This is a genomic window from Kitasatospora sp. NPDC036934 (assembly GCF_055608425.1).
Genome location: NZ_JBVJQR010000002.1, coordinates 40,673 through 56,963 on the forward strand (window position 1 = coordinate 40,673; position 16,291 = coordinate 56,963).

A 16,291-nucleotide genomic window follows, 5' to 3' on the forward strand; every position below is an offset into this window, starting at 1 on the left:
CATGCCTCAGAGCCATGCGGCAGGCCACCTGTCGCACCTGCCGAACGGTCGGCCCCTCGAACAGCGGCCGGACGGCGGCCAAGCAGGGCCAAGTGACCCATGCCGCGGCTCGTGCCGGGACGAGGAGCATGGAGGCATGGACGAGGCGACGCAGGTATTCGGTGGGCTGGAACGCCAGGAATGCCTGTCCCTGCTCGCAAGCACCGGCTACGGCAGAGTGGTGTTCACCGCGCGGGCCCTGCCCGTCGTCGCCCCGGTGAACTACCTCCTCGACGAGGACATCGTGGTCGGCGCCGGTGCCGACGCACGCCTCCAGCGGCTGGCGGACGGCGATGTCGTGCTCTTCGAAGCGGAGGGCGCCGACTCCGCCACCGCGTGGAGTGTCAGTGTGACCGGCTACGCCCACCCCGTGACCGATGCCGGGGAGGCCGATCGCCTCATCGGCCGCACCGGGTCCGAGACGCCCTGGGTTCCCGGCCCGGCGGAATCCCTGCTGCGGATCACGACCACGCAGGTGGACGGCCGGAGGTTCCCGATCACCGGAGCCGGTCCCGGCCGTGCCCCGCTCCCGTACCCCGGTGCCACGCCCAACGCCTGAACGGGCCCGCGAACGGGCATAAGGACTGTGCCCGGAAAGTAGTGAGACGTACGGAGGTGCGGCCCGGTGGGAACTCCTGCGAACGGCCCGCCCGGTGACCCGTCCGGCTTCGTGCACATCCCCGACCCCGCCCGTCTGGAGCTCGACCGTGCCGTCCAGGCCGTAGTGACGCGAGCCAATGACGTCCTGCACGCGGAAAGCCGCCTGCGCGACCTCCTGCGAGCGGTTCTCGCGGTCACCACGGACATCGCCTCCCCGGGGGTGCTCGACCACCTGGTGAACGCCGCCCGCGAGCTGCTGGGAGCCCGCTTCGCCGCCCTGGCCGTACTCGACGACGAAGGTCGGCTCGTCCAGTTCCGGCACAGCGGCATCGAACCGGCCGCCGCCCGGGAAATCGGTCCGTGGCCCCAAGGCGAAGGTGTCCTCGGCCGACTACGGACGCAGTCCGGTCCGCTGCGGATCGACGACATCCACGCGGCCCCTGACACGTACGGCTTCCCGGCCGGCCACCCGACCATGCGGAGCTTCCTCGGCGTGCCGATCCGGACCCGCGGCCGGACGTTCGGTGCCCTCTACCTCGCCGACAAGCAGGGTGCCGACACCGTGCCGGCACCGTTCACGACGGAGGACGAGGAACTCCTCCAAGCGCTGGCCGGTGCCGCGTCGGCGGCCGTCGACAACGCCCGGCTCTACGAACAGGCCCAGCGCAGGGAGGCCTGGCAGCACGCCACCGCCCTGATCAGCTCCGCCCTCCTGGCCCGTTCCGAGCCGGACAAGGTGCTCGCGCTGATCGTCGAGCAGGCGCGGCAGGTCGCGGGCGCCGACCTCGCGGCGATCGCCCTCCCCGACACCCCCGAGCGCCTGGTCATCCGGATCGCCGGCGGCCAGGACGCCGACCGCGTCACCGGCTACCACCTGCCCACCGCACAGTCTCTGACCGGGCTCGTCCTGAACCGCGGCGAACCGCTGATCACCGCCGACCTGGCCACCGACGAACGCGCCCACCAACCGGACACCGACCTGTCCCCCGCATCCGGCCCGGCCATGTTCGCCCCGCTGACCGCCCGCGGTATCCGCACCGGGGTCCTTCTCGTCGCCCGCCACCCGGGCCGGTCGGAATTCGACCACGACCAGCTCGACATGCTGACCGTCTTCGCCGCCCAGGCCGCTCTCGCCGAGCAGCTGGCCGCCGAACGCGCCGACGCCGAGCTCGTCACACAGGTCCGTGACCACGAACGCATCGCCCAGGACCTGCGCGACCGTGTCATCGAGGGCATCTTCGCCATCAGTCTCACCCTCAACGGCCTGGCCACCACCGCACCGCCCGACCGGCAGCAGCACCTGCTCGACACCGTCGGCCGCCTCGACACCGTCATCCGCGACATCCGCGCCACCGTCTTCGACCTCCAGCGCCCCGACCCCGGGCCCGGAGGGCCCTGACCCGTGGTGCTCGGGGGCGGTGCCCGGCCAACCCGGGGGACGGTCGTCCCGTCCGGCACAGGGGGACACCGACGGCTCAGCGCCATTCGATCGCGAACAGGGTGGCATCGTCGCTCGTGCGCCCGCCCCGCTCCTCCTTGAGGACGTGAGAGAGCATGCGCACCGTGGTCCGGAGTCCGGAGTCGGAGCGCTCGACCCGGTTGACCCAGTCGATGAGCTGACGCTCGCCGAACTGATCCCCGCCGGGCGCGCGTTCCTCGACCAGGCCGTCGGTGAAGCACAGCACCCGGTCCCCGTGCCGCAGGAGCCGCTCACTGATCACGGGCTGCTCGCCGCCGAAGCCGACCGGCAGGGTGGTGGCACTCTCCAACCGCTCGACGACGCGACGGCCGCGGATCAGCAGGGGCGCCGGATGACCGGCGTTGACCCACTGCAGGCGGCCGGTAACGGTGTCCAGGCGCATCATCTGCGCGGTGACGAAGTGGTCCGGCCCGAACTGTTCGGCGATGGCCCGGTCCATGAACGCGTAGATCTCCGCCAGTCCGACGTCGGCGCGCCGCGCGTGCCGGTACGCGCCGATGGCGACGCTCGCCATGGTGGCGGCATCCAGTCCGTGGCCCATGGCATCGATGGTCGCCACGTGCAGGAGGTCGTCGTTGAGCGCGTAGTCGAAGCTGTCCCCGGCCACGTGGTAGGCCGGTTCGAGGATGCCCGCCACGGCGACCAGGGGGGCCGTCATCGAGAGCGGCGGCAGGAGCGACCACTGGATCTCCGCGGCCACACTCATCGGTTGGAGGCGCCGGGCCTGGAAGATCCGGTCGGTGTAGGCGTTCTTCGTGACCAGCAGATCGGCGACCAGGGCGCAGAAGACCCGCAGCAGCCGGCGGTCGTCCTCGTCGACGGCGTCCAGCGTCAGGGCCAGCACCCCCACCTCGTCACCGCCGTCCGGCAGAGGCAGGTACACCCGCACGCCGTCCTCCTGCGGTTCCTCGACGGGAACACCGCGCAGGAACGCCTCACCCGCGGGTGAGGCGTCGATCGGCACTGGCTCCCCGGCCGTCAGCCCCTGCCCGTGCAAGGGTGCCAGGACCAGCTGTCCGTAGTCCTGCAGCAGGAGGACCGGGTCACGACCGCCGAACCGGCGCACCGCGTCGGCGACCAGTGGAGCGATCATCCGGGGCGGCAGTTCCTGGGCCCGGTCCAGCAGCGGGCCCCACAGCAGGTCTTCGCCGGTACCGTGCGTCCGGCCGGGTTCCGGTGGGGCGGACGGCTGGTCACCGCTCATCCTCGTTCACCGCCGTCTTGCTCCCGTCGTCGGGTCGGGCACCGCTGTTGCCGAGCCGAACGCCCCGCATCCGTGAACCGAGGCAACTCCTTCCATTACGCCCCACTGCCGGGCGATGCGCGCTCCAGCGGGTCGACGGGATGCCGAGGGCGTGCGGCGCGGTTCCACCGTGGCTAGGGCTTCGTGGCGTCCGGCCCCGGCCGTTCACCGTACGGAGCCGACGCGGCCGGGCGAATCCGCCGCCGGTGCGCAAGCCCACGGTTGCGCGAGTCCCGCGTGAGCCTTGCCCGACCGGGTAGCCGTCATGGTGCGACGAGACTTCGTCATCCGGGCATGGCCCGAACCGATGGGAAGCGACCACCATGTTCGCAGCCGTCCACCATCATCGACACCTGACGTTCGCCGCGGGCAGCGGAGCCTCCCCGGTGCGCGAAGGGCGGGCTTTCACCCGCCAGGCCCTCGCCGATTGGCGCCTGGCTTCCTCCACCACCGGCGACGACGCCCAACTGGTCGCGTCAGAACTGCTCACCAACGCCGTCCGGTACACGGCAGGTCCCCTCGCCATGGACCTGGACGATGACGGCTCACGTCTGCGCATCACCGTCACGGATCCGCGGGCCGACATCATCCCGCCCGATCCCGGCAGTCACCAGCCTGCCCGGGTCGGCGGCCACGGACTGTTCATCGTCGACCACCTGGCCCTGCAGTGGGGCGCCTTCCCCGAAGGCCGTGGCAAGGCCGTCTGGGCCGACCTCCTCGTGCCAGGCCGGGCAACCGACCCGGGCGCGGTGAGACGGCGGTCGTCATGACGACGGCAGGACGGGACGGACACGACGGTTCAAGCGGAAGGAGCGGCGAGCAGGGCGGCAGCTCGGCCCGTCGTGGACGCGGACACCGAGGAGATGGCCGTCCGCGTCCACGACGGGCCAGACGGCCAGATGCTTGATCCGCATCGCAACCGCCCTGGACATTGTGAAACCTACTCCGGCGTTCCCGTCAGACGGCGGCGCCCGCGGAGTACCGTGGGTGGCAACCGAGGACATTCCGCACACCGGCATTCGCGCTCGTGTCGCCCTGGGTCATGACAGGTCCCTCGTGGACCGGACGGGCGGCTCCGCATGATGCCGATCCCCCTTCCCACTCCTTCCTCGTCCGGGCCGTGGTCGGTGCCCGGGGCCCCGCTCCTGCCACGCCTGGTACTGGAGCAGACGATGGCGCGGGAGGGAATCTTCGACGGGGCCTGGTGGCCCCGCTCCGGGCACGTCCTGGACGAGCTACCGGACCTGATCACCGCGCTCGGTGCCCACCTGGGCCGCATCGTCAGGGTGGGCCTCGACTCCGCGGCCTGGGACGAAGTACCTCGGTCGGTCGTGGTCAACGGCTGCACCGTCAAGATCAACTGGTTCGCCGCGAGCGACACGACGATCAGCGTCACCCGGGGCTTCCAGGATCACTTCCTCCTGCTGGTGGTACCGCCCCGCACCAGCAGGCAGACCGCGGCCTCGGCGATGACGGCGGCCTCGGCAACCGGCAACCACACCCCGGCCGCCGAACTCCTGCTCGGGTGAGCGGTCCGTGACCGCTCACCACCGTGCCGGTTCCGGGCCGGAGCGGGAGCAGCCTGGACGTCACCGGAGGCACCTCGCATGCCGGCACCGGCCACTCGCGTCGTTTCCGGCGAACGGCAATCCCGGACGTGGCACCGCTCAGGTCCGGAGACAGGTCCGTGATCATGACTGTGATCGGCGGCGCGCCCTTTACCAGTCCCGCCGGGCCCGAACCCGCACTGCGGTTGTACCTGGCACCGTCCGGACCGCGAGCCGGACGACTGGACGGGGCCTGGTGGCCCCGGTCGCAGGACCTTCCTTTCGGACTCCCCGCCCTGGCCGCCGAACTGCACAAGCGGTGGGGCCACGTCGCCAGGGTCACCGTGAACCCCGCCCAGTGGTTGCCCCTCCCCCGACGGATCTCGGTCGCGGGCCGCACCGTCCACGTGACCCACACCGTCCACGCGAACGGGTCCACCGCCGTGCAGGACCAGCACACGATCTCGGTCCGCTCACACCTTCCACGCCGACTGACCCTGCTGGTCATCCCACCCCGGACGGGAGCCGTCGCCGCCGCCCGGCTCATGGCCGCGGCCGCCGATCCCGCGAACACCAGGACGGCGAGCGAACTGCTCGCCGACGAGCCGTCCGCGAAGGTGCCCGACCGGCGAGGGATCGTCTGGCCGGTACGCGACCCCTCGGTCTCGGCCTGGGGCTCCGCCCGGTGGGGCGGGCCGTCGTCCTCGCCAGGGCGCTCGGCCTCGGGCCCGCGGCCGACCAGCGGTGACGCCGACCAACAGTGACGCCGCCGCCCGATCCTTCGCTCTTGTGCTCCCGATGGATCGCCGTCAGTACGCCGTCAGTACTCGGAGCCGCTTCGCAGGTAGGTGCCCGCGACCTGGAGCCACGCTCCGGGGCTGAAGCACGCCTCGACCCGGTGCGGGGTGTCCTCGAAGACCCGCAGGACACGAAGCGCCCCGCTGGGGTGCAGGTCGTACTCGAAGGTGACGCCGTCCGCGCCGTCCTCGTACTGCAGGTCCAGCGGCCCGCTCGACGGCTCCGCCGGCGTCCGGGTCTCGGCCGAGATCTTCACGTAGACGGACATCCTGTCGCCCCTGCCTCTCCTGTCCTTCCGAGCGGCCCGACCTGCGATGCCGGGCCTCTCAGACCGCTTCGGCCGGTGGCGCGGAGTCGGCGCCGGTCGAGACGAGGATCTGCCGTGCCGAGCCGGTTCCACCGGCCTCGACCGCACGTGCCATCGCGGCCAGGGCTGCCTCCTGAGCCGCCTGCGGGGGAACCACGAGCAGACTGAAGTGGTCGCGGTCACCCCGTGTGACGATCACCGTGTCGTCGCCGACCGGGTACCGGTCGATGTGCACCGGCCGCCCGTCGATGACCAGCCTGGGCGGCACCCCGTCCCAGGCGTCCGCGTCCAGCCCCACGCTCACCACGGGGCCCAGGTGTTCGGTCAGTGCCCTGACCAGACCGGGCAACTCGGCGCCGACATCCCGTGAACGAGGCCACCAGGCGCCGTCCAGCGCGCCCTCCCTCGACCGTGTGGTCGCCAGGCGCAGCAGGAGCGTTCCCGGCTTCGCGGCCTGCCGCAGCCGCTCCGGAAGAAGACCGTGGTGCGGGGGGCCGGATTCATCCGACATGGCACGCCACCCATCCGCGGACGCACGTCCCGTCCGCCACCGCAGAAGCGATCCTCCGTCGCTGCCGGTCGAGCCGCTCCGACACACTCCCACGGTACTCCGCACCCTCGGCCCCGGGCCGGTCCGTCCACCGTGGCTGTCAAGGGACGGTAGGAGCTCCCCGCTGGCGGAAAGTTGATCTCCCCGCTGGTGGACAGTAGAAGTCCCCGGCGGACAGTCGATCTCCCCAAGGGTGGGTCAGTCGAGAGGGACGACGCCTCGACCGGTGGTCGCCTCGGCGAGGCGGTGGCTGTCGCCCTGCGTGACGACGACGTGGGCATGGTGCAGGAGCCGGTCGACGGTCGCGGTGGCGAGGGTCTTGGGCATGATCTCGTCGAATCCCGAAGGATGGAGGTTGCTGCTGACCGCCAGACTGCGGCGCTCGTAAGCGGCATCCACCAAGCGGTAGAAGCCCTCGGCGGCATCAGGTGAGACGGGCAGGAGCCCGATGTCGTCAACCTATGCCGATATCGGCATAGGTTGACCTATGCCGAGCTTGCGACTATGCCGAAGGTTCACTCGAAATCGCTGGTCTGACGCTCAGGACACGGACCCGTCATCGGCATAGTCCTGGGTCAGGTCGTACTCATCGACATCGAGGACAGCGCCGGTGAGGTGGAGGAAGTCGAGCACGTCGCGGCCAAGATGCCAGCCGAGCAGCTTCGGGGCCTCGGTCGGGATGTCCCCGAGGGGACGGTCCTGCCGAATGGGTTCGTCGTTGAAGTAGCGCACAACCTCAAGGACAGCGCTCGGGCCTTGGAGGTCCTCGACGTTCAGACGCCGAGCGAGAGCGGCGATGGCGTCGACGTGCGGTGTGAGGCGCTCATCTCGGATCCGGCGCCGCCAACAGGGCGTCGACCTCCGGGCTGGTCAGGAACGTGACGGTCCTCTTGTCGAACCGCTTGGGCGGGATGTCCAGGACCCGCTGGATGAGCAGGGCGTGTTCGGGATGCTGCAGGGCGGCGTAGGAGAACAGGGAGCGGATCGCGGTCAGGCGGACATTGCGGGTTCGGGTGCTGTTGCCGCGCTCGTCTTCCAGGTGATTGAGGAACGCGGAGATCACGTCCGCGTTCAGGTCGTTCCAGTCAAGCTTCGCCGGGGCGGTCCCGGTCCGTTGCTGGACGAAGCCGAGCAGGAGGCGGAGCGCGTCGCGGTAGGCGGCGATGGTGCGGGGGCTGGCCTGGCGCTGGCGGGCGAGGCGTTCGGTGAAGAACGCCTGCAGCGTGGGTGCGATCAGGGTCATCGGCGGGTCGCCTTCAGGACGCCGTCGCGGCGCGCGGCGGCCAGAGCGAGCAATTCCGGGGCGGCCGACAAGTACCAGTAGGTGCACGCCGGTTCGCGGTGCCCCATATAGGTCGACAGCGACGGGATCTTCGCCTGGACGTTGTCCTCGGTGCGATATCAGTGCAGCAGGGTTCGAACGGCGAAGGTGTGTCGCAACTCGTGCAGCCGAGGTCTGTGCGGGGCGTCGAGGCCTGCGTGCATCCGGTGTCGACCAGGGCCCGGAACACCGGATGCACGCAGGCGTAGATCAGCCGCTTCGCGGTGAGAGAGATGAAGAACGCGGGATCCTTGACCCTGGGCATCATGTCGTCGCGCAGCCTGTCGTACTCGCGCAGCGCGTTCGTGGTGCTGTCCTGCAGCGGGACCAGGCGGGACTTGCCGAACTTGGACTCGCGAATGTGCAGCACGCCCTCGGTCCAGTCGATGTCGTCGCGGTCCAGCTTGATGGCCTCGCCGATGCGCAAGCCGGACGCGGCCAGCAGCCCGATCAGCGTGTGATAGGTCGCCGCCCGCAACGGCTGAGGGATCGTCGCTCTGGTCGCCGTCATGATCGCCGCGATGTCGGCATCGGAGTAGAGGAAGATCTGGCCCCGGCGCCGGTTGTAGGGCACCAGTCCCAGTGGCGGCACCTCGGTCGCCGGGTCGATCCCGCTCAGGTAGCGGGCGAACCCGCGGACGGCGGTGATCCGTCGGGGACTGACCGTCGTGATCACCTCGGGCTCGCGGGTCTTCATCCAATCGAGCGCGGCGGCGATGGTGACGGTCTGTTCGCCGCGGGAGTCCATGAAGCTCACGAAGTCCGGCAGAAGATAGGCCGCTTCGGCCATCTGGTGCGCCAGCGAACGGCGAAGCCGCAGGTAGTCCTCGACCGCTTGGCGAAGATCGGTCATGCCGCCTCCGTCCCGGGCCAGGGCTGTGCGACCGCGCGTAGTGCGATGAAGTCGACCTTCGCGTAGAGCGCGGTCGTGGCCAGGTCCTGATGCCGGAGGACGTGTCCGATCGCCGTGAGGCCGGCGCCGTGGCGGAGCATGTCGGCGGCCAGAGCATGACGCAGTCGGTGCGGCCCGACCTTGGGCGAGCCGGCCCGCCAACAGGCTCGTTCCACCACGTCGCCGACCAGGTCCGCCCGGATCGGACCGTGCGGAGCCTTACAGGTCAGGAAGACATGGCGGGCATCCAAGCGGGGCCTGGGGCCGGACAAGTAGGCGACCAGGGCCTCGCCGACGTCGGTCGGCAGCGGGAGCCGGTCCTCCCGGCGCCCTTTGCCGCGGACGACGATCTCGCCGCAGCGCCAGTCGATGTCGTCCAGCAGCAGCCGGGCCACCTCGATCGACCGCAGCCCGAGCCTGGCCACCAGCATCAAGATCGCGTAGTCGCGGACACCGACCGCCCGTGGCGCGGAGTATGGTCCAGCAATCGCTGAACGTCGCCGGCCGCCATCGTCGGCGGCACGGAGGCGAAGCGCCAGCCACCCACCGGAGGCACCGCGCCGCCGAGCTTCATCGAGGTGACGCCTTGCAGGTGAAGGAACCGCATCAGCGACCGCAGTTCGGCCACTCGCCCCTTCGCCGAGCCCGCCGAGACCCTGGTGTCGGCGTACGAGTCAACATGCACCACCTCGTACGAGTGACTGTGCACCAAAGTTGATGCGATGAACGGCTGTTGTCCGTGAGTCTGCTGTCGTCGGTTCGGGCGGCAAGGGAGGCGGTTGACAGTGGTCTTGGACCCGCATCGCTGGCTGGAGTTGAGGCGATATCGCGCGCTGTACGACTCCGGCGCGATGAGCCAGCGGCAGATCGCGCAGGCGACCGGGCTGAACCGCCGCACGGTCGCGAAGTACCTGTCCGGCCAGGTCCCGGCCGCGCCTCCGCAGCGGGCACCAGGTGCCCTGCCCCGGCCGCGGACGGTCGACGAGGTCGCCCCGCTGATCGACGCGATGCTGCGGTCCGAGGTCTTGCTCAAGGGGACGGTGATCCACGAACGGCTGGTCCAGGAGTACGGGATCGCCATCAACTACCAGCGGATCAAGATCTACTTGCAGGAAGCACGGCCCCGGATCGCCGAGGAACTCGGCATCAACCCGGGCGAACTCGCGGGCCTGCACCGCCGCTTCGAGGTCGTGCCCGGCGCCCAGGCCCAAGTGGACTGGGGCGATGAGGGCAGAATCCTCGCCCACGTCGGCATCCCGAAGGTCTACTCGTTCCACATGACGCTGTCGTACTCACGGGACCCGTTCTGCTGCTTCACCACCAGCCAGGACCTCGCGACGTTCTTCGACTGCCACCGGCAGGCGTTCGCACACTTCGGCGGTGTGCCGATGAGCATCGTCTACGACCGCACCAAGACCGTGGTCCGCCGGCACGTCGCCCCCGGCGAGGCGGTCCCGCTCCACCCGGAGGCGGTCGCGTTCGCCGGCCACTACGACTTTGACATCGACGTGCTGGCCGCCTACCGGCCCCAGGGCAAGGGCCGGGTCGAGCGCCAGGTGCTCATCGTCCGCGACCACGTCCTGGCCGGCCGGGCCTTCTCCTCCATCGAGGAGCTCGACGCCGCGTTCACGGCCTGGGTGCCGCTGCGACGCGCGCGGGTCCACGGCACCCACGGCGAGGTCATCGGCCTGCGCGCGATCCGCGACCACATGGCCCTGCGACCGCTGCCGCGGACCCCCTACGTGGTCGCGCAACGCCACCTCCGGCACGTCGGCAAGGACTGCCTGGTCGCCTTCGACGCGAACCTCTACTCGGTTCCCGCCCGCCGGGTCTGCCCACGCCAGCTGGTCGAAATCCGGGCCACGCGGTCCCAGATCGTGCTGCACTCCACCGTCCCCGACTCGGCCGGCAGCACCCTGCTGGCCGTCCACTCCCGGGCGGTCGGCCGCGGCGCCCGCATCGTCGACGAGCGGCACTGGGACGGCCTACCCAAGGGCGACACCAGGCGCGTCACGACGGGGGACGTCGCGCCCCGGCCCCGCCACGAACAGGCCCTGGCCGAGGAAGCCGGCCCGCTTCGGGCCCTGCTCAACCGAGCCGCCGCCCGCGTCGAGGTCGGCCGCCGCCCACTGTCCGTCTACGACGAGCTGACCGGAACCCGTCCGTTCACCACCAACTCCCCGACGAAGGAAGCCCGTTGAGCCAGCTGGTCAGCAACCGCATCCGCACCATGGCCGTCAAGCTGGGCCTGCCCCACCTCGCCGAGAGCCTGAACCAGTACGCCAAGCGGGCGGACGAGGCGAAGATGGGCTACCTCGACTTCCTCGACCTCCTCCTCGCCGAGGAACTGGCCGTCCGCGACGACCGCCGCTTCCGCCAGGGCCTGCGGCTGTCGAAGCTGCCGCACCACAAGACCCTGGAGGACTACGACTTCTCCTTCCAGCCCGAACTCGACCCGCGCAAGGTCAAAGACCTGGCCACACTGTCGTTTGTCGAGGCCAAGGCGAACGCCGCCCTGCTGGGGCCGCCCGGGGTCGGCAAGACCCACCTTGCCGTCGCCCTCGCGGTCGCCGCCTGCCGGGCCGGCTACTCGATCTACTTCACCAGCCTCGACGACATGGTCCGCCACCTCAAGGCCGCCGAAGCCGCCGGGCGTCTGACCAGCAAGCTCCGCACCTACCTGCGGCCGAGCGTCCTCGTGGTCGACGAAGTCGGCTACCAGCCCCTTGAACGCGCCGAGGCGAACCTGGTCTTCCAGGTCATCTCCAAGCGTTACGAGAAGGGCTCGATCATCCTGACCTCGAACAAGACCTTCAGCGAATGGGGCCAGGTCTTCGGCGACGAGGTCCTTGCCACCGCCATCCTCGACCGGCTCCTGCACCACTGCGACGTCATCTCGATCAACGGCAACAGCTACCGCCTCAAGAACCGCCTCCAGGCCATCGACCGAGAAACCGACGTCGCCTGATGCCCTCGGGCAAGTGATCTTGATTGCTTGCCCGGTGATATTGACCGGCGCAGCCGAACGCCTCTCGGTACGGTCGCCCCATGGAAGAGCTGCCTGAGAGCGTAGACCGCCACATCCTGGACCATCAGATTGTCTTGGCACTCAAGGCGATCAAGGACGCGTCAGGCTGCACGCTCCACGAGGCGATCGACATCTTCGGGGCGCGATATGAGGATCTTCGCCGCGACCGACCGGACGACTTCCAGGTGAGCCGCGAGGAGTACGGACGCAACGTCTACACCTGACTGGTGCATAAAACTCCGTACGGACTGGAGCACTCAAACGACTACGCCGACACCTGGCGCACTCCCGCAACAGGAACGCGTTCACGTCGGCCCCGGTCAGACCGTCCGGCGTGAACTTCCCGTCGGTCATGGCCTGTTCGGCCAGGAAGCGCCGGGCGGTGTTCCGTAGCGCAGCATCGTCGACGCCGACAGGCCACGTTCGGACTCCATCCAGCACCGGTACCGATCCAGCAAAACCGCCGTCGGCGACGGTGGAACCTGCGGAACGGGCACCACCCCGGCCTCACGCAGGAACTTCAGCAGCGGGACCATGCCGCGCGGCCCGGCCACCCGGCGACGACCCGACTTCCGCAGGTCGACAAGGTGCTGGTTCAGCCGCCCCTCGTCCAGATCGGCAACATCGAGGCCCTGCCTCGATAGCCACAGACCGACCTGCCCGAGATCCTTGAGCATGTTCCTGGCGGTCTGGGTCGTGTATCCGCGCTCCGCCAGCCAGGCACGATAGTGCTCGACCTGCGGTGCCAGGGCACCCGCTTTCCGACGCGTACTTCCGGACGGCATCGCCACCCCCTCGTGGGAGCACCCCGCCCCCTCGCCCACGAGGCTGCCCGGCACGGAAACTATGCAGAGCCAGGAACAGCCGAAACCCCACGAAGGAGCGGAACAACGCACACAGCTTCGGCATAGTTGCCGTCTCGGCATAGGTCGACGATGATCAAGTCCGTCCGGGTGATCCGGGTGATCGCCTTCAGACGGAGTCGTCCACCCGGTGGCGCCGGACCAGGGCGCCGAGATCCTCGATGGTGAACCACGCGACCGTCATCCCGGCGTCAACGGCTGCCTGCCCGAGGGCCTCGGTGAAGTGGCTCTTGCCCGTGCCCGACGGGCCAACCACGCAGAGGTTCTCGCGTCGGCCGACCCATTCCAGGGTCCGCAGGGCAGACTGCGTCGGGACTAGGATCGAGGATGCTTCCTCGTTCCAGATGTGGAATGTCTTCCCGGTGGGGAAGGCCGCGCGAGCGCGTCGGGTGCGGAGGTTGGCCGCGTCCCGGCCGGCGGCCTCCTCGGCCAGCAGGGCCCGCACGACCTCGGAGGGATCCCAGCGTTGGGCCTTCGCGGTCGGGATGATCTCGGCCATCGCCCGGCGGATGTGAGGCAGTTTCAGGCGGCAGGTCAGGGCGATCGCCTCGTCGAACCCGGCCCCGGAGGTCGCGGCGACGGCTGAGGCGGGTGCGGCCAGTCGGGGTCGGGCTGGTGCGGGGCCGGCGGAGTCGTGGTCATGGGTCGTGTCCTTCGTGTCGGAGCGGTTGGATAGGTTGCGGTCATGGAGGAGATGGGCGATGAGGGCGTGCGGGTCACCTTCGAGCGGCTGGCTCGGCGGGTCCGTGACGAGCTCGCCGCAGCCGGGTTGCCGGTGGTCGCGAATGACCTGGCACCCGAGCTGGCCGTCGGCGTGGAGGTCTGTATCGACTGGCTGAACCGCGTCTTTCCCGACGCGGAGCCCGAGGTGGTTGTGACCTGGAGAGTCGGCCCCCAGCTGAGGCGCAACGTGATGGAGGACGCCAGGCAGCGGCGAGGATTCACCGCGGCGGTTCGGCAGTCCGGTGAGGTCCAGGCCGCGATGGCCGGCGCGGTGATCGCGATCCTGTCGGCGGCCGGGTTCACCGCCCGAGACCACGAGAACGACTTGAGTCCGTTTGATGTTCACGTTCTCGCCGGCCCGGCGCCCGGCCGCAGGCCCGCCTGGGCCTTCCCCGACGAGAACGTGACCCCGCCCGCCGGGTCGGCGACCGGCTGACCGTCGGGTTCAGCTGCCGAAGCCGGACCAGGCGGAGGTGCCCGGTTGCAGGCTGTGGGTCTCGCTGCGGTGGATCGGCTCGGCGGGGCCGTGCTCGCCCTGGTGGTCCAGGATCGACAGCAGGTCGCTCTCGGCGAAGCGGCCCACCGTCGCGGCGGTGCCCAGCGCGCGGTCGATGTCGGCGGCGCCGTGCAGCTTGGCCAGCGCGATGGCATCGGCCATCTTCGCCCTGATCCGCCGGGTGCCGGCGGCCGCGGCCTCGACCAGCCAGGCCACCGCTCCGGGGCCGATGGCCAGGAACGGGGCCTCGGCCGGGTTGGTCGGCTTCGGCGTGCGCTGCCCCCCGCGGGGCGTCGGGGTAGTGCTCGTCGGCGATGCGCGGGTTGCCGGGGGTGGAGCGGGCATGGCGGGCGACCTCGATCGCGCTGCCCGCGACCATGGCGGTCACGATCAGGTCGTCGCCGTGGAAGCGGACCCAGACGCTCTCCTCGACGAGCTCGTGCGGGACCGAGTAGCGCACCGAGTTGACCGAGATCGTCGCGTCCTTGCCGACCCGGCGGGTCTCACCGAAAGCGGCGGTGAACGGCTCCTCGGGCACCGGGTGCAGCCGCAGCCGCTCCTCGGCCAGCAGTTCGGCCGGGATCCGGCGGGTCTCCCGGTGGACGCGGTTGTTCACCTCTGTCATGAAGTCCTCGCAGGCTTCCTGCAGTTGGGTGAAGTCGGCGTACTCGGCCCGCAGGTTCACCGCGGTGGGCACCAGGTCCCGCTTGGCGATCTTCACGGTCGACTCCGTGCCGCCCTTGGACGCCGGGTCGGCCGGCATGCAGGAACGCACCACCGTGCCGTAGTAGCGGGCGATCGGCACCAGTTCCGGATTGCGAACCGCGATCCGGGCGACGTGCTCGACCGTGACGGTCTTCTCGTTGTCGGTCAGGCAGTAGGTCGGGATCCCGCCCAGCGCGCGGAACGTCGCGTCCAGGCAGGCCGCCACCGTCGGCAGAGTCTTGTCGAACACCGGGATGACCACCCGGAACCGGGACCAGGCCAGCCACGCGCACCACAGGCTCGTGCGCCGTCCATCGAGCCGTGGGCCCTCGCCCCAGTCCCACTGCAGCCACATCGCCGGCTCCGGTATCCAGGGTCTGAACACCCTGCGGTTCCCGGCCCGGTAGGACTCCTTCGCCGCCGCGACGGCCCGGCGGGTCGTGCGGCCGGTGCCAGTGAAGCCCATCGCGGCGATCTTCTTGTGAACAGCGTCGGCCCCGACCCTGCCGCGCGACCGTTCGACGAGCTCCTCCACCTTCGGAAGGAAGTCGTCGATCAGCTTGGACCGCACGGCCCGCTCGGTCGGGTCAACCCCCTGGCCCCGCAGCTGGACATAGCGCCGGACCGTGTGGTGGTCGCAACCGACCAGCTCGGCCGCCTCCCGGTAACTCCCGGTGAGGTCGTACGCCTCAAGAATCTCCATGATCTCCTCATCGCTCTTCACCTCGCCCACTCTGCGTTATGGACTTGGCGGGTCAGCGGGGAGATCAGCTGTCCGTCACCGGGGAGGTTTCGTGTCCGCCAGCGGGGAGGCCAACTGGCCGCCATTGGGGAGTCTGCCGCGTCCGCTGACACGTGGCCCGGGCACCCGCGACGGGGAAGGTCCACGCCCACGGGTGATCCGGATGAGACGTCATCCCCACCGCGCGGGAGAGGCCTGATGCGGCCGGTTCTGGTTGCAGTCCTGGTTGCAGTCACCTCCGTCCGCTGGCGTTCAGAGCCCAGTCGGCGGATCACTCCACCGCAGGTCGGAACCTCTACGGCCGCCCCCGGACAGCCGGACGGACAGTTGGAAAGCGTGTTGGGGGCAACCCCTCACGAGTTCGAATCTCGTATCCTCCGCCTCGATCGAAGGCCCGGACCGCACCACGCGGCCCGGGTCTTCGTCGTTGTGGATTTCTTCCGGCCCCACCCGCAGCTGGGCGGAGCGGCCCTCAGCCGCCCAAGGCGTGCGCACGGGTGGTCATGCCCATGGGCGCGAGGCCGAGGCCCACGATGGCGGCCTCGCCCCGGGCCGTGTCGGTGCGGCCGTGCACGGCTTCGACATGGTCAGGGCGCTGATCACCACCCCCATGACCCGCTTTCGGGCCTCCGCGACCGGCGCAACGACCGGCTCATGATCGCCGAGCAGCCTGGAGAGCCCTCGGAGTCGAGCACCGGGTGCCTTCGTGGCTCAGCTTGCGGCGGGCCATCCGCCCTCCTCGGCGAACACCTCGTCGAAGACCTGCTGTGCACGCTCCTGCTCCGCCGCCGGGATCGATCCCTTCCGGCGCTCGTAGTCGGCCAGGTACTCGTCCAGGATCTGGCCCCGGGGCTCCCGCTCGACGGCGGCAGTGATGAATGTCGAGAACTCGCGCTTGCCCGCCCGCCGGCGGATCGCCTCGGCGGTACCTACGGGCAGGAAGAGGCTGACCCTGGT

The 16,291-nt window shown here is 70.1% G+C and carries 18 protein-coding genes and 3 pseudogenes; 9 read left to right on the top strand and 12 right to left on the bottom strand.

The annotated features are described in order from the left end of the window. Positions 1 to 136 precede the first annotated feature (136 nt). Positions 137 to 598: a pyridoxamine 5'-phosphate oxidase family protein gene (locus ACZ7BZ_RS02915; RefSeq protein WP_470356843.1), complete on the top strand. Its 462-nt coding sequence runs from the start codon at positions 137 to 139 to the stop codon at positions 596 to 598. A 66-nt stretch (positions 599 to 664) separates the two neighbouring features. Continuing rightward, the gene (locus ACZ7BZ_RS02920) at positions 665 to 2,038 is read left to right on the top strand and encodes a GAF domain-containing protein (protein WP_470356844.1); all 1,374 of its coding nucleotides are present in this window, start codon (positions 665 to 667) and stop codon (positions 2,036 to 2,038) included. Positions 2,039 to 2,114: 76 nt separating this feature from the next. Here ACZ7BZ_RS02920 and ACZ7BZ_RS02925 read toward each other — a convergent pair whose 3' ends face one another. Beyond that, complete coding sequence (locus tag ACZ7BZ_RS02925) at positions 2,115 to 3,323, bottom strand: PP2C family protein-serine/threonine phosphatase (RefSeq protein ID WP_470356845.1); 1,209 nt, start codon at positions 3,321 to 3,323, stop codon at positions 2,115 to 2,117. A gap of 362 nt (positions 3,324 to 3,685) precedes the next feature. Here ACZ7BZ_RS02925 and ACZ7BZ_RS02930 point away from each other — a divergent pair, with 362 nt between their 5' ends. The 3 genes from ACZ7BZ_RS02930 to ACZ7BZ_RS02940 all read left to right on the top strand — a co-directional run bounded on the left by ACZ7BZ_RS02930 (position 3,686) and on the right by ACZ7BZ_RS02940 (position 5,673). Then, positions 3,686 to 4,132, top strand: a complete 447-nt coding sequence (locus ACZ7BZ_RS02930; protein ID WP_470356846.1) for an ATP-binding protein — start codon at positions 3,686 to 3,688, stop codon at positions 4,130 to 4,132. A gap of 312 nt (positions 4,133 to 4,444) precedes the next feature. Further along, positions 4,445 to 4,891 (top strand): DUF5994 family protein, encoded by a 447-nt coding sequence (locus tag ACZ7BZ_RS02935; protein WP_470357159.1) that lies wholly within the window; start codon positions 4,445 to 4,447, stop codon positions 4,889 to 4,891. 164 nt (positions 4,892 to 5,055) lie between these two features. Then, positions 5,056 to 5,673 carry a DUF5994 family protein gene (locus tag ACZ7BZ_RS02940; protein WP_470357160.1) on the top strand — a complete coding sequence of 206 codons (618 nt, stop codon included), beginning with the start codon at positions 5,056 to 5,058 and terminating at the stop codon, positions 5,671 to 5,673. A 56-nt stretch (positions 5,674 to 5,729) separates the two neighbouring features. On the opposite strand, the gene ACZ7BZ_RS02945 is transcribed toward ACZ7BZ_RS02940, so the two are convergent. The 7 genes and pseudogenes from ACZ7BZ_RS02945 to ACZ7BZ_RS02975 form a co-directional block, all read right to left on the bottom strand. Further along, positions 5,730 to 5,975: a hypothetical protein gene (locus tag ACZ7BZ_RS02945; protein WP_470356847.1), complete on the bottom strand. Its 246-nt coding sequence runs from the start codon at positions 5,973 to 5,975 to the stop codon at positions 5,730 to 5,732. Positions 5,976 to 6,033: 58 nt separating this feature from the next. Then, a complete protein-coding gene (locus ACZ7BZ_RS02950; protein ID WP_470356848.1) occupies positions 6,034 to 6,525 on the bottom strand; it encodes a DUF5994 family protein in 492 nt (163 codons plus the stop codon). A 237-nt stretch (positions 6,526 to 6,762) separates the two neighbouring features. Further along, positions 6,763 to 7,023: pseudogene (locus ACZ7BZ_RS02955) on the bottom strand (ATP-binding protein); the annotation flags it as partial. 81 nt (positions 7,024 to 7,104) lie between these two features. Continuing rightward, on the bottom strand, positions 7,105 to 7,296 hold the full coding sequence (locus ACZ7BZ_RS02960; RefSeq protein WP_470356849.1) for a hypothetical protein: 192 nt from the start codon (positions 7,294 to 7,296) through the stop codon (positions 7,105 to 7,107). 91 nt (positions 7,297 to 7,387) lie between these two features. Then, positions 7,388 to 7,807 carry a tyrosine-type recombinase/integrase gene (locus ACZ7BZ_RS02965; protein WP_470356850.1) on the bottom strand — a complete coding sequence of 140 codons (420 nt, stop codon included), beginning with the start codon at positions 7,805 to 7,807 and terminating at the stop codon, positions 7,388 to 7,390. A 13-nt stretch (positions 7,808 to 7,820) separates the two neighbouring features. Then, positions 7,821 to 8,738, bottom strand: coding sequence for a tyrosine-type recombinase/integrase (locus tag ACZ7BZ_RS02970; protein WP_470356851.1), 918 nt, complete (start codon positions 8,736 to 8,738; stop codon positions 7,821 to 7,823). Continuing rightward, positions 8,735 to 9,316, bottom strand: a complete 582-nt coding sequence (locus ACZ7BZ_RS02975) for a tyrosine-type recombinase/integrase (RefSeq protein WP_470357161.1) — start codon at positions 9,314 to 9,316, stop codon at positions 8,735 to 8,737. The genes ACZ7BZ_RS02970 and ACZ7BZ_RS02975 overlap by 4 nt, the downstream gene beginning before the upstream one ends. Before the next feature lie 246 nt (positions 9,317 to 9,562). On the opposite strand from ACZ7BZ_RS02975, the gene istA (ACZ7BZ_RS02980) reads away from it, so the two are divergent. The 3 genes from istA (ACZ7BZ_RS02980) (at position 9,563) to ACZ7BZ_RS02990 (ending at position 12,029) form a co-directional block, all read left to right on the top strand. Then, positions 9,563 to 10,978, top strand: a complete 1,416-nt coding sequence (gene istA, locus ACZ7BZ_RS02980; RefSeq protein WP_470357162.1) for an IS21 family transposase — start codon at positions 9,563 to 9,565, stop codon at positions 10,976 to 10,978. Beyond that, positions 10,975 to 11,745 carry an IS21-like element helper ATPase IstB gene (gene istB / locus ACZ7BZ_RS02985; protein ID WP_470356852.1) on the top strand — a complete coding sequence of 257 codons (771 nt, stop codon included), beginning with the start codon at positions 10,975 to 10,977 and terminating at the stop codon, positions 11,743 to 11,745. Before istA (ACZ7BZ_RS02980) ends, istB begins: the two co-directional genes overlap by 4 nt. A gap of 80 nt (positions 11,746 to 11,825) precedes the next feature. Next, complete coding sequence (locus ACZ7BZ_RS02990) at positions 11,826 to 12,029, top strand: hypothetical protein (protein ID WP_470356853.1); 204 nt, start codon at positions 11,826 to 11,828, stop codon at positions 12,027 to 12,029. Between the two features lie 126 nt (positions 12,030 to 12,155). On the opposite strand, the gene ACZ7BZ_RS02995 is transcribed toward ACZ7BZ_RS02990, so the two are convergent. Together ACZ7BZ_RS02995 and ACZ7BZ_RS03000 are read right to left on the bottom strand one after the other, a co-directional pair. Further along, positions 12,156 to 12,482, bottom strand: a complete 327-nt coding sequence (locus ACZ7BZ_RS02995; RefSeq protein ID WP_470356854.1) for a hypothetical protein — start codon at positions 12,480 to 12,482, stop codon at positions 12,156 to 12,158. Positions 12,483 to 12,733: 251 nt separating this feature from the next. Next, positions 12,734 to 13,269, bottom strand: a pseudogene (locus ACZ7BZ_RS03000) (ATP-binding protein); the annotation flags it as partial. A gap of 84 nt (positions 13,270 to 13,353) precedes the next feature. Here ACZ7BZ_RS03000 and ACZ7BZ_RS03005 point away from each other — a divergent pair. Continuing rightward, the gene (locus ACZ7BZ_RS03005; RefSeq protein WP_470357176.1) at positions 13,354 to 13,827 is read left to right on the top strand and encodes a hypothetical protein; all 474 of its coding nucleotides are present in this window, start codon (positions 13,354 to 13,356) and stop codon (positions 13,825 to 13,827) included. A 9-nt stretch (positions 13,828 to 13,836) separates the two neighbouring features. Here ACZ7BZ_RS03005 and istA (ACZ7BZ_RS03010) read toward each other — a convergent pair. Next, a pseudogene (istA, locus tag ACZ7BZ_RS03010) lies at positions 13,837 to 15,316 on the bottom strand (IS21 family transposase). A 729-nt stretch (positions 15,317 to 16,045) separates the two neighbouring features. Next, on the bottom strand, positions 16,046 to 16,273 hold the full coding sequence (locus ACZ7BZ_RS03015) for a hypothetical protein (RefSeq protein ID WP_470357163.1): 228 nt from the start codon (positions 16,271 to 16,273) through the stop codon (positions 16,046 to 16,048). Positions 16,274 to 16,291 lie beyond the last annotated feature (18 nt).